The 11677-nt window shown below is 59.3% G+C and carries 10 protein-coding genes and 1 pseudogene; 2 read left to right on the top strand and 9 right to left on the bottom strand.

Annotated elements, in window-relative coordinates; translation table 11 throughout:
- Positions 1-115 precede the first annotated feature (115 nt).
- Positions 116-364, top strand: a pseudogene (locus GGD61_RS39550) (ATP-binding protein); the annotation flags it as partial.
- A 243-nt stretch (positions 365-607) separates the two neighbouring features.
- On the opposite strand, the gene GGD61_RS39555 reads toward GGD61_RS39550, so the two are convergent.
- The 5 genes from GGD61_RS39555 to GGD61_RS39575 form a co-directional block, all read right to left on the bottom strand.
- Positions 608-1684 carry a CHAT domain-containing protein gene (locus GGD61_RS39555; protein ID WP_183232474.1) on the bottom strand — a complete coding sequence of 359 codons (1077 nt, stop codon included), beginning with the start codon at positions 1682-1684 and terminating at the stop codon, positions 608-610.
- On the bottom strand, positions 1681-2850 hold the full coding sequence (locus GGD61_RS39560) for a hypothetical protein (RefSeq protein WP_183232475.1): 1170 nt from the start codon (positions 2848-2850) through the stop codon (positions 1681-1683). The genes GGD61_RS39555 and GGD61_RS39560 overlap by 4 nt, the downstream gene beginning before the upstream one ends.
- Before the next feature lie 370 nt (positions 2851-3220).
- A complete protein-coding gene (locus GGD61_RS39565; RefSeq protein ID WP_183232476.1) occupies positions 3221-4063 on the bottom strand; it encodes a hypothetical protein in 843 nt (280 codons plus the stop codon).
- Between the two features lie 5 nt (positions 4064-4068).
- Positions 4069-4269 carry a hypothetical protein gene (locus GGD61_RS39570; protein WP_183232477.1) on the bottom strand — a complete coding sequence of 67 codons (201 nt, stop codon included), beginning with the start codon at positions 4267-4269 and terminating at the stop codon, positions 4069-4071.
- A gap of 327 nt (positions 4270-4596) precedes the next feature.
- The gene (locus GGD61_RS39575; protein WP_183232478.1) at positions 4597-5133 is read right to left on the bottom strand and encodes a hypothetical protein; all 537 of its coding nucleotides are present in this window, start codon (positions 5131-5133) and stop codon (positions 4597-4599) included.
- Between the two features lie 341 nt (positions 5134-5474).
- Here GGD61_RS39575 and GGD61_RS39580 point away from each other — a divergent pair, with 341 nt between their 5' ends.
- Entirely contained in the window at positions 5475-8045 is a 2571-nt protein-coding gene (locus GGD61_RS39580) for a hypothetical protein (protein WP_183232479.1), read from the top strand.
- A 499-nt stretch (positions 8046-8544) separates the two neighbouring features.
- Here GGD61_RS39580 and GGD61_RS39585 read toward each other — a convergent pair whose 3' ends face one another.
- Genes GGD61_RS39585 through GGD61_RS39600 form a run of 4 tightly spaced genes read right to left on the bottom strand, consistent with a single transcriptional unit; the run spans position 8545 to position 11301 of the window.
- Complete coding sequence (locus GGD61_RS39585; protein ID WP_183232480.1) at positions 8545-9705, bottom strand: AAA family ATPase; 1161 nt, start codon at positions 9703-9705, stop codon at positions 8545-8547.
- 3 nt (positions 9706-9708) lie between these two features.
- A complete protein-coding gene (locus tag GGD61_RS39590) occupies positions 9709-10725 on the bottom strand; it encodes a bifunctional DNA primase/polymerase (protein ID WP_183232481.1) in 1017 nt (338 codons plus the stop codon).
- Positions 10718-11050: a hypothetical protein gene (locus tag GGD61_RS39595; protein ID WP_183232482.1), complete on the bottom strand. Its 333-nt coding sequence runs from the start codon at positions 11048-11050 to the stop codon at positions 10718-10720. Before GGD61_RS39595 ends, GGD61_RS39590 begins: the two co-directional genes overlap by 8 nt.
- 47 nt (positions 11051-11097) lie before the next feature.
- Entirely contained in the window at positions 11098-11301 is a 204-nt protein-coding gene (locus GGD61_RS39600; RefSeq protein WP_183232483.1) for a helix-turn-helix domain-containing protein, read from the bottom strand.
- Between the last annotated feature and the right edge of the window lie 376 nt (positions 11302-11677).

The following is an 11677-nucleotide window of genomic DNA, read 5'->3' on the forward strand; positions in this document are numbered from 1 at the left end:
CTGTCAGTTATGTTGAGTAGGAACGGTCGAGACGGCTGTTAATAGCGGGGAGATCGATACGACTCCACATCACTGCGGGCTGCACATAAGTCGAGTCACGTTGAGCTCAACGTGACTTGACGACTGGGGACCCGAACCGCTCACCGCCGACCAGCGCCGTGATCTGCTTGAGATCGTCGACGATCGCTACGACAAGGGATCGTTGTTGATCACGAGCCAGGTGCCCGTGTCGCAATGGCATGATGTCATTGCCGATCCCACCCTCGGCGATGCGATATTGGATCGCATCATTCACAATGCTCATCGCATCGAGCTCAAGGGCGACAGTCTGCGGCGCCAAGCCGGCGAAAAGAAAAAGCTGTGAGCACCTCGCGCACGATCGCCCCGCCGGCCCACAGGCCCCTCCCGCGCGCGTCGCTGCGTCGCTCGTGGGGGCACTCCGCGCCGCGCACGGGACCCTCCCATGGACCGCCGGAACGATCTTCGAACCAACCCGCCAGCCTTGACCAGGAGACCGCTTCTAGCGCAAATAAACTCGTCAGTCGTGTTCGTCTCCAGTGATCGCCATCATCTGGAATCCGTGATCACCATCGCCTGGAACGCCTGATCACCATCCCTGGAATGCGCACATGACATCCTGCTCGGCCATTTGCTTGAACTGCTGTTCGATCCGCTCCGGCAGATCAATGAGGATTGTCTCCGGCCGTCCCAAGTGTAGGTAGCTTATGACACTCGAATTTGCGATGGTCAGTTCGAACACACGATCGAGGTCGCCCCTCGGAACTCCACTCTCTTCATACATCTGGAGGATCGTGGCAAAGGGATCTTCGTGCTCGCCGTTGATGGCTGCGTTACCGCGCGAGCCGATATCCAGATAGACTTCGCTATTGATCAGTTTTGCGCCCTCAAGAGCGTGGTTGAAATCGCTAAGGAGTTGCATCCGAATCATCCCAGACACAATTTCCAGCCAAGTCATTGCACGCTGCCGTATGTTAATGGCGATCTCAACAAAGACTGAGAGTCGGTAGAGGAGCCGTGCGATGAAACTAGCTGCGGTAGGCGCGAAGAGAGGAAATACTGAGGCCAGCACCGCGCGGGCTCCTAGTGCCAGGAAGCCATTCGCGGCGGTCGCATGATTGCGATCGGCGGCATGCCTATCGCATGCGCTGAGGAGTACGATCGGCGGCATCCGCGTAATCCGATCGCGGAGAGTCCAGACGTCTATCGGCTCATCCTGCAAGTAAAGCGCTGCCGCCTCCTTGTCTCTATGGGTGCCGTGTCCATCGAACACCAGCACCTGGCCCTCGAACGAGTTGATCGCTGCCACCAGTTCGTCCGCGTTCGAAACGTCGACGTAGTCGACCTTGAGAGTCTCTTTCCAGTGTTCGCTGAAGGCATCGAAAGCGATGTCGAGCATCCCGGCAATCGGGTCATCGCGCTTTAGAGCGCTGATAACGAGGACATGCTGAAGTCCCTTGGGCGTCAAGAGGATTGGCGATTTCATGCCGATCTCATCGATAAAGAGGTTTCCCGGCGTAACTGGCAGCCTTGCGGTGTCTTTCCGAATGCAAAGGGGCACCCCGTCGATATTAAGCCACTCGACATGCGCGTCTGCGATGACGCGCACACCAACCTTGGCGCCCCGGATAAAGTCGATGAACTCGGCAGGCACGGCGGTTTTCATCCGCTCCTGCACCTGCCGGAACGCGAGGAGACGCTTCCTGGGTGTTGTTCCCGCCGCGCGGTACTGCTGCGCGAATGTCCGCACGAGCCCCCCGTGCGGTTGACGTCATTCGGGAGGCGTATTACCGGAGCGAACTCGGATGTCGCCAGAGCCGCCACGGCGTCGGTGCCGATATTGAGTTCATCGCGCCTCATGCTAATCAGGAAATGAGGGTGCGGCGGACGCCCTTCCGTCGGCTCGCCCGTCTTTAGATCGAGGTTATTAAGTGCACGTTTCGCCCTTTCACTTGCGTTGAAGTAATTGTATCCGGTCTGCCTTTGCATCGCCTCTCGCACCAGGGAGAAGCGCCTCCTTTCGTCGTCGGCGGCATTACCCGGTACCGGCAAATCGAAAAACTGCGGATAAATAGCAGGCGCGTAGAGATTAAGATCAAGCGTCGGGCGGAAGATGCGATGTATGTCCCGCTGACCATCGCCAGTACGGAGGTCAAGCACGCTGCGTGACGTCTTCACGATCTGTTCGATATAGGGCGCATTGCCGCGCTCAATGTCGTTAAACTCGTGATCGACGACGTCGCGGTACCCCACGCTTGCCATAATCAGAAGATTAGGAACGATGCAATTATGCCCGCCGACGCGATAGCCGATGTCGCGATCAGGCACTTCGACCCAATTTTCCAGGAACTGCCTCACCTCGGCGATTGAGTCGGCCTCGACCTCTGCAGGAAGCTTGTCGATCGCCGCAAGGAACCTATTCCGAAGCGCCTCGGGAGTCAGTTCCTCGTAAGTGAGGTGACCTCCTTTCTGCGCTACGATGGTTGGCTCCACAGGGCAGGTCGCAATCCATTCGTCGTATTCGCGGGGGTCTTGCCCTGGTCCGAGGAGAATGACGGTGAAGGGCGCAATCGGTGGCATCGGCATCGACTTAATGGCCCACGGTGTCTGGCCGAACCAGTTTACGGGATTCTGTCCGGCCACTCGCCGCGCAATCAGCGTGTCCTGCCCATCTTTGGTCAGATCATAGACAGTGGACGGCAAGTAACTTGCGGCCCGGACAAGGCGGGCATTGCGCATAAGGCTCGGTGCAAAGCCCTGCATGATTGAAGCCTGCGCGGGCAGACCATCTGGCACGATGACGATGTAGAATATGCGCTGGTCTAGGTCCAAAATACCTCCTATCCAGACTATAACCGATTGCGTGACCTAGGTTTCTACTTGAGCGCCACTGGCAGTGGAAATAGCAGCCGCTATGTTCATCTACAATGTCTCGTCTACTCGTCTTGTATCTGCTTTCTGCGTGCCTTCCCGCAAGGAATCATAATTCGACTGAGACTCGGCTGAGTTGGAAGAGCCGAAGGTATCTCCAGCCCAGGCAGGCGCTCGACTTTGCGGCCGCGAGTTGCAATCGCGGCACATGGTTTGTTGAATACTTGGGCATGCTGTTTCCGGTTTCGCCCCCTGTGTTCGATGCCGTTTCGCATGCCATCCCGTCGATTGGACGGGATGGTGTAAATCGACCTCAAGCGATCTACGCATGTTACTCTCGCGGCCAAATGTGGTCTTCACCTGAGAACGCAGGCGGGAGCCGCACCGATGACAGAGGTGCTTCGCTCTGGCCGGGACGGAATGACACGCGCTCGATAACAACCTCGCGATCTTCGAGAGTGGGGATAATGGTGAGCACCCGACCATGGTAGTCGTGCTGGACTGCCGGCACCGGGATTGCTTTGCCGTCAGGGCCGATATCCGCCTGCCGAACTACTTCGTGCGGGGCTTCATACTGAAATTTGACCTTGTCCGTATCGCGAGGGGAGCCGGGGTAACGATAGACCCAGCACTTCCGCACCGCGCGTCGCTCGCCGGCCGGACGGTCGGCATTCCGCCGGTGGATCGCGTTATATCCCGCGACGCTCTCGGCGACGGGATTGGATCGCAGCGCGGCATTCACGGCCGTCGTTTCGATGTCGAGCGCTTCGAGCTTCGCGATCACTTTCGAAACCCGCGCAGCATGAAGGGCGTATTCCGCGAGCAGCTTGGCGGCTTCCTTGGTGTTAGCCTTCCGCGCGGCTTCTGCACGCTGGCGCAACGCCTCGTCGGCGGCGACCTTCGCGGCAGCTTCCTCGGCCGCGATCACGTTCGGAAGCTCGGCGGCCAGGTGATTGGCGCGCGCTTCAAGTCGCATGACTGCACGCTTGATCGCTGCGGCGTCGGCCTCAGCTTGTGCGTGCTGGCTATCATTCATGACTGCAATACCAGCAAGGACGCCCTCAAGCTGGGCGTTGTGTGCAATGATTTCAGATTCAGCCCGTTCGATCTCGGCGCGGATCGTTGCGGCGGTGATAGCGGTCTTGGGGGCGAAAAGCTTGGAGATCATATTCATCGGTATCAGCCTCGATAATTTTGGAAGGCTTCGGTCGCTCGAAGCCATTCCGAGTAGGCGCGCGCCTCAAGATTGCAGGTGCCAAAGACATCGGCGCCCATGCCGAGCGCGGCCATCTTGCGTGCGTAAGTATGGCGCTCTTTCGCGGCGGCGTAGCTCGCGGTCGCGTCTTGCAAGGCGTGCATAAGTTCCTCGCGGCGAGTCATGCGGCGTCTCCACCGCTTGCGAGCCAGACTTGAAGCTGATCGGCCGGATAAGCAGGTCGGTCACCGATCAACAGAAACGGGGGGCCATCGCCACGCTTGGCCAGGTTGCGGAGGGTCTTCGCACAACGGCCGATCTGCTTAGCGGCCTGGGTGCGCGAGAGATTAACTTTAGACATGGGCATCCATCTGAAAAAATGGCCGGTGCATTTGGCGACCAAATACACCGGCCAAGGCTGACGACCGGCGTTACTTGGTGTTGAGGAGAACCAAGCAACGGTAGCAGTATGGGAAAATCAGGGGCAGCAGTCGGGACTGTTTCGGTATCCCTTACTTCGCTGAAGACGCCACTACTCTGCCACGTCGCTGCTTCACATTGTCGTTGGCGGCCCCCGCCGTGCGCCTGTCGTGATCGGTCAGAACGGCGGCCCGTTCGCTAGCGCGCATCTGGAGCAGCTTTTGCTCAGCGTGGACGTCGAGCAAGGCGCACCACGTCTGCGGGATGTTCATACGCAGCTTGAGCGCCAGCGCCGTGAGTTCGCCAGCGAGTGCCGGCGGGAGCGCTTCGAGAGCGGGAACCGGCACAAGGCCGTACCCGAGCGTTGCCAGCACGGCTTCAACCGACTCCAGACCCGGCCGATTTTTCTTTCTCCACGCCTTCAGCGTAGCATGCTGCACGCCGCTACGCTCGGCCACGTCCAGGTAACGCAGCTTTTGCCGCGCCATTTCGGCGAAGACCAGTCTAACATGCGGACCTACCCTGTCGGGCATCGTGACCGTGCGCGGGTTTTTACGACGCTTTCGATTCAAGGGTGCGACCGGCGCGGTGCGGAAGTCGGAGGGATACAGCGGAAGAGCGTCGGGCATCGGCGGAGATCCTGAGGTTGAAACTGACCCCAAGATCAGGCGACGGGATATTTCGCTACAGCCTATTGCGGTTGCCCTTGGGCAGCGCTCCCCGGCATCGCCGCCACGACCGACCCGAGAACAGAAAGTCACTTTTGAAATTTTATATCTAGCCAGATCGGGCGGTCGCGCGTCACCCGCGTGGGCAAAGGCCCTGGAAGGACCCAAAGTGTTACAACCGTGCGAGATGCTCGTAAGCTGGCAGCAGGTGCGAAGAGCTGGAAGAGACATGACCGCGTCAGGTTCTCGAAAGTTTGCCCGAGTAGGAAACTTGGTCAGGTGATCTTGAACGTGAGGCTAACATGGACCGGCAGAACTTTGATCCATCTAATGTGCAAGTTGGGTCGCTAGCGCAGCACGCCGTTTCGGAAGAGCCGCAGACGGTCCCGGCCGGGCAAGTCGACTTTGAGCGGCACTTGGTCGAGGCAAGTCAGGCCGCTCCCGTTGCCAGCGGGCACAGGGCCACCAACCATCCCCACCTGCCTACAAAAGACGGGAACTTCGTCGATACTGCTATTACTCGTGCACATGACGCCCCTAAATCGAGAGCAGCGATGAGACAGAGGACGCTAGATCTTGAAGAGGTTGTGATATACCGACAGTCAGGCGCGAACGCCTTTTCTGCAGAAAGGGGCGGTGCACCGCAGGTTGCAGCAACAGGCGTCATAGTCCGAGGGCATTCGAACGAGCGGCCTCTGTATTTAGAGGATGCTGCCGTCCTGAAGCTTGAGGACGCCCTCATAGCGCGCGGCATGAAGGAGCGGGGGGCGCATGAGCATGTAAGCCGCCTCATTAACTATAGTCGTTGGCTTTTCGAAAATAACCTACCAAGCATTGTCGCTCGCCTGGACAGCACGTCGCTGATCGACGATGGCGCCACACACAAGTACACCGGCGGTCGCAATGCGAATCTCCTGAAATCCCTCGATCATTTTAGGACCTTTCGGGCTACAGCAGAACTCGTCGTGCATGCAGGGCGCCCCAATGCTGAGCGCGATAGCTCGTCGCAGAGCGCGACCCTCAATCCCGAAAGCTCGGCGCAGATGGAACCGCGGCGCATCGGGGGCACCGCTGGCAGCGGGGGCCCTGGCCATCCCCATCTGTCGACGAAAGACCGAAACTTTATTGATAGCGCGATGGCCCAATATGCGATTCAGGAAAACCCGACACCTGGAACGATTAGGGTTTATACGCAAGCACTTCGTCAACTTGCGAACGATCTGCGCGCTCGCGGCCAAACGACCGATCTAGCGGACCACGAGTTCCTACTCAATCACGCAACTACTTACTTCTCGAACAACGAAAGAATTAAGGCCGCGCTGAGCGTTCTTCGTCGGCATGCCACGTACCCCAATCTTTCTACAGAAGACCGGCGCCTTATCGATAGCGTGATGACGGAATACGCGGCCCAGAAAAAACGGAAACCTAAAACTGTTAAACGCTACACGCTGGCACTTCGTGAACTTGGGAATGATTTCCGCGCTCGTGGCCAAACGACCAGTCTGGCGGACCACGAGTCCCTCCGCGAACACGCAATTGCTCACTTTCCAAACAACGAACATATGCCGGCGGCGGTGAGAGTCCTTCGTACGCACTTTGAAACCTATCCCCATCTATCGACGGAAGACCGTCATCATATCGATAGCGCGTTTGCTCAGTACACGGCTCAGAAAGCACGGAAACCTAGAACGGTTAGACGCTATACCCAGACACTTCGTCGACTGGTGAATGATCTCCGCGCTCGCGGTCGTACGATCAATCTAGCGGACCACGAGTCTCTGCTCAAACACGCAACTACTTACTTTCCGAAAGACCGACAGATTAAAGCAGGACTGAGCATCCTTCGTGCGTATCATGACCCCAATCATTCAGTTTCTCGCGGGCGACCGCGCGCGCCCTCCTCACCGAAAGACGCATCTAACGATGTCCAACAATCCCTTGGCGAAAGGCCGGATGCACGCGCCAGGAGCAATCTCCTGCCGAGGGAAGCGGGCCTTATCAATCACGAGCATGATATCGGCGACTCGAGAGCAGCGAAGAGACAGAGGACGCTGATCGAGCCTCCTCCCCGCAACGTAGCCTTCATCAAAAGCGCGATCATGCCGTCGGCAGTCTCCGACCCTCCAGAGGAGGCTCAGCGACTGCAAAACCAGTTGCATGACGTCCCTCACGGACCAAGAGACAATCATCCTGCTCTGTCGCCCTCCATCGATCTGGAAGCGCTCACTTCGCCGCAGTTCTCTCCAGGGGAACCTCGGCAAATGCCTGATGCCGAAACTGCTGAGGAGCTTCAGGATCCCCGAGATCATCGCTCCCCCCCACCAAATTTCACTCAGACGCAAGCCGCAATCGATCCAGACCCGCTCCATGAAGAGCAGCTTCGGCGGGTGCTGGATCATTGGGATGATGAGGCCATGCCGTCCGCAGCGTCAGTCTCCTCGGAGGAGCTTCAGCGGCTGCAAGATCAATTGCATGACGAGCTGCTGGGGCTAGGAGACAATCATCCAGCTCTGTCGCCCTCCATCGATCTGGAAGCGCTCACTTTGCCGCAGTTCTCTCCAGGGGAACCTCGGCAAATGCTTGATGCCGAAACTGCTGAGGAGCTTCAGGATCCCCGAGATCATCGCTCCCCCCCACCAAATTTCACTCAGACGCAAGCCGCAATCGATCCAGACCCGCTCCATGAAGAGCAGCTTCGGCGGGTGCTGGATCATTGGGATGATGAGGCCATGCCGTCCGCAGCGTCAGTCTCCCCGGAGGAGCTTCAGCGGCTGCAAGATCAATTGCATGACGAGCTGCTGGGGCTAGGAGGCAGTCCCGCACTCTATGCGCCACCCCCGCGTGTAATGAATGATCCGCCCGACATTCTCTGACGCGAGCCCGTTGATGACTCCCCCCAGTAATCCATTGCCTATCAGAGCAAGCCGGGGGGCTTGGTCGAGGGACCAGACACCGCGGGATCGCGCGAGTGACGGTCTCGAGATCGCGAGCGCGAGCAGGACCGTGCGCCGCCTACGCACGCGGGGGGTGGGAGTCGATTCGCTCATGGGTCCTCTATCGCGTCGCCGCATTGACCACCGCGCGATAGAAGTGCTGCGGGAATCGCGCCTGGACGACGCCGCACACGGTGCCCAGGAAGTCCCAATGCTCGCACTGGCCTGAAGCACCGCGAGCGTTTGCAGCGGCACCTTGCGGTCTGCAACACCTCTAACAAGTCCTCATCGAAAGTGGACAAAGTGGACATCTCCCTAAGGGTCTTGTCCACTTGTCCACTTTGTCCACTCCCCACACCCCCTTCGGGGGTGGTGTGGGAGGTAGACATTGGACCGTTGGACAAAGTGGACAAATGTCCAACCTGTCCAATTTGTCCACTCACTCCCGGATCGACCAAATCAGCGCATTGTTTCGAGAGAGGGACACGCCAGAAATCATGCCTTCGCCCCTCGCGGTATCAAGGGCACGTTCGAAGGCTTTGTACTTCGCCGAGTCCGTCTTTTCCGGGTTGCCGTTGATGTATCGGCGCATGAAGTTGTTTCGAACCTCGGTGACATGCACGGCGTTTACGGTCGGACCATTAGGGATTGCATAGTCCTTTCCGTGATCCGACAAAGCCTCGTCAAACGCCTCGGTGAAATCACGCGGGACCTTGCTTTTCGGCTTGGCCGGCTGCTGCGGCGCGGCCTCCTCGCGGCTTTCCAAGAACTCGATATAACCGGCGGTCATCGGGTCGCCGTCTTCGTCGAGACCGAGCACATGGCTCCGCACTTCAAATGATCCCAGCGAACCGGTGCCGCCGCGCCGAGACTTAGTGAGCGCCAAGGATCGTTTGGAGGTCCTGCCAGACAAGGGATCAGTGACTCCAAGCACCGAAAGGATTGCATCGGCCCCAGCGCCGTATGCCGAAGCGCCGCGAACGCCGGTCTCGGCGTTCTTCCCATGGTGGGCAATCGGCATGACCAGCACACCGCCGGCGTTGCCAACTCGGGCCAATTCCTTCATCAGGCGGGCCGCTTCGGCGTTGTCGTTTTCGTCGGTGATATTGAAACACGCCGCAAGGGTGTCGATCACGACCAGTCGAAGATTGGTGCCAAATTTATCGGCGCACTCCCACGATGCCTCGGCAACGGCATTTTCAAGCCAAATGATGATGTTGTGCTGCGACAGCCCGGCCGGGGGCTCGGCGACAAAGAACGGAATCGCGCCGGCATGGCCGTCTTGAAACTTCCCTTCACGAGCGGCCTCAACCCGCGAGTCAATCTCGCCACCACCCTCGGCGGCAATCCAGAGAACGCCGCCCGAGCGCACGCGGCGGCCGAGAAACTCTCGGTCGAACACCAGAGACAAACACAGGTCAGCGCCAACGAAGGTCTTGCCCGCCGCATATTGTCCGGAGAGCAGCGCAACTCCGGTACGGGGGAGAATGCCTTTCACCAGCCATTGCGGCGGTTCCGGCGAGGTCCCTCCGATGGCCCGCAGTGATACGGTGTTGATCGGGCTGGGCTGGGGCGCGGCAAAGATCGCGATCTTGGCCATCCGTCAGGCTTTCTTTTTCTTAGCGACGGCGATGATCCGGATCGCCAGTGCAGCGTCTTCGGGGTCGTCGAGCGGCACACCGACAAGCGGGGCGAGCCAAAGCAGAGCTTCGGCGTTGGTCACGCGGCGCGCCTCCACGACGACATCGATCGGGGTATAGCCCTTGGGGCCATCGCCAAAGTCTACGATACCATCCGATTTGAACGACAGGTTCGGCTTGCGCAAATGGAGCGCTCGCCCGGTGCTAGACGGCCGCCACTCGGCGACGGCCTTGAAGCTGCTTCCGGCGCGAAACCAGCGCTTCAATTCGAGTGCGGGCACCCAGGCGGCAAGGTTCGCCAGCGCAGCGTCATTCACCGCGCGGAAGAGGGACGCCGCGTCAGAGCCGCCGGGAGATGCAACGGACTGCTCGACGGCCCCGCCGCATGACTGCCGGCGTTCCAGAAGGGTCCAGCCGAATGAGCGAAGGATTTCTTCCATCGCGGCGCGGTGCTCATGGGTGAGCACCGGAAGGGCTTCAAGCGGGGTGTCTTCTAACGTCGCGTCAGACCACCAATAATAAGGGTGGCCAGTGTCCGGATGAATCGAAGGCGGAATCACAGTCTGACGACCACCACTCAGGAAATAGAGCAGGCGGATTCCGTTGGCATCGTTGTAAGGCCGGGACTTCATCGGCACGATAGAACGATAGAACGCGGTGAGGCCTTTCCGGCCGATCTTGACGACGACGGCCGGCGGCAGCACCGAGAGGATCGGATCAATGATCGCGTCGTGACCGTCGATATCGACAGCAACTAAGCCGCCGAATCCGGTGGCGACCCCGACGCCCATTGCCGGGGCGCGAGAATACCCGGCGACAAAAAAGGACGTCGGCGCTTCATTGCAGTACTTCTGCCATCTGGACAGAGCGGGGGCCTTGCCCGCGCCGAGTTTCGGGACATCAGGCGGCAGGATCGGCAACGGCGAATAGCCGAGCGCGATAAGGGACGGAGCGGTCTGCGCGAAGGGAGATTTAGGCATGAACGCAGACCCGAGATGCGTGACGATCGGTCGAGCGCATCCACTCATACACGGCCATCAAGCGCTTACGGGGCGTCCCTTCCTTGAACGGCCCGGCGACGAGGCGAACCATCTCCACATCGAGCAGTTCGTAACAGAGGCCGTCGCGCGGGTAGAAGATCAGGTTCGTCCAGCCGTTCTTGGGGCTGTGACGCGCGACGATCCTAACGGTCGCGTCGGGATTCTCTGCGAAATAGTCAGCGCTCGGCTTGAGGTGACGGGGATTCGACCGCCCCCATTGCCACGCCTCGAATGCGCTATTGTTGGTCTTGTCATTGTCCTTCATATCGACTTCCTTCCAGCCCGCCGCGCCAACGGCGGGTTTTTCTTTGGCTATGCGGAGGGCTTTCCACCCGGCCTGACGCTATTGGCATTCATCCATTCTGCGATGGCCTCGCGGGGGTACATCGGCGTTCGGCCCACCTTGATGTGGCCGGGCGCGCGCTGCTGCCGCCGCAGAAGTCGCGCCCACGACACTGACTTGCCGACGAAGTCGGCGAACTCAGCCTCAGTAAAAAGAAAGTTGTCATTGGTCATGACTTGCCTCGGATTGTTTCGGGTGGTCGGAATCTGGCAGACTTTGTCACTTGCTGAGGGGTCGGTTCGGTATACCTCGCCGAAAATCCTCTTGCTCAAGGGCATAGGGCCATGCGCTGGCGACAACGCCAGCGGATTCGGTTGATCGAATGCTTGTCGGTGTTTGCGGCTGGTCTGGTTAGGCTAAGCCGAAGATCGCGTTCACGCCGAGCGCTCGGGCGCGCGATCGTTAGAACCGGCCACGGACAGGCTCGTAAGCCACGCCTCGATCTCTGCCGCATTGACCTTGCCCCCAGATTTTATCCAGTTCTGAGTTCGCTCAAGCCATTGGATTTGCCCAGTTGGGCGGTGGTAGCGACGGGAGCTGGCGCGGAGC

It is taken from the genome of Bradyrhizobium sp. SBR1B, assembly GCF_014198205.1.
GTDB lineage: Bacteria > Pseudomonadota > Alphaproteobacteria > Rhizobiales > Xanthobacteraceae > Bradyrhizobium.

What these genes read in the sequence shown, in the direction of transcription:
- GGD61_RS39595 (WP_183232482.1), bottom strand. Translation starts at nt 11,050, where the DNA reads ATGAAGGACAATGACAAGACCAACAATAGCGCATTCGAGGCGTGGCAA.
- GGD61_RS39585 (WP_183232480.1), bottom strand. Translation starts at nt 9,705, where the DNA reads ATGGCCAAGATCGCGATCTTTGCCGCGCCCCAGCCCAGCCCGATCAAC.
- GGD61_RS39570 (WP_183232477.1), bottom strand. Translation starts at nt 4,269, where the DNA reads ATGACTCGCCGCGAGGAACTTATGCACGCCTTGCAAGACGCGACCGCG.
- GGD61_RS39580 (WP_183232479.1), top strand. Translation starts at nt 5,475, where the DNA reads ATGGACCGGCAGAACTTTGATCCATCTAATGTGCAAGTTGGGTCGCTA.
- GGD61_RS39575 (WP_183232478.1), bottom strand. Translation starts at nt 5,133, where the DNA reads ATGCCCGACGCTCTTCCGCTGTATCCCTCCGACTTCCGCACCGCGCCG.
- GGD61_RS39555 (WP_183232474.1), bottom strand. Translation starts at nt 1,684, where the DNA reads ATGAAAACCGCCGTGCCTGCCGAGTTCATCGACTTTATCCGGGGCGCC.
- GGD61_RS39600 (WP_183232483.1), bottom strand. Translation starts at nt 11,301, where the DNA reads ATGACCAATGACAACTTTCTTTTTACTGAGGCTGAGTTCGCCGACTTC.
- GGD61_RS39590 (WP_183232481.1), bottom strand. Translation starts at nt 10,725, where the DNA reads ATGCCTAAATCTCCCTTCGCGCAGACCGCTCCGTCCCTTATCGCGCTC.
- GGD61_RS39565 (WP_183232476.1), bottom strand. Translation starts at nt 4,063, where the DNA reads ATGAATATGATCTCCAAGCTTTTCGCCCCCAAGACCGCTATCACCGCC.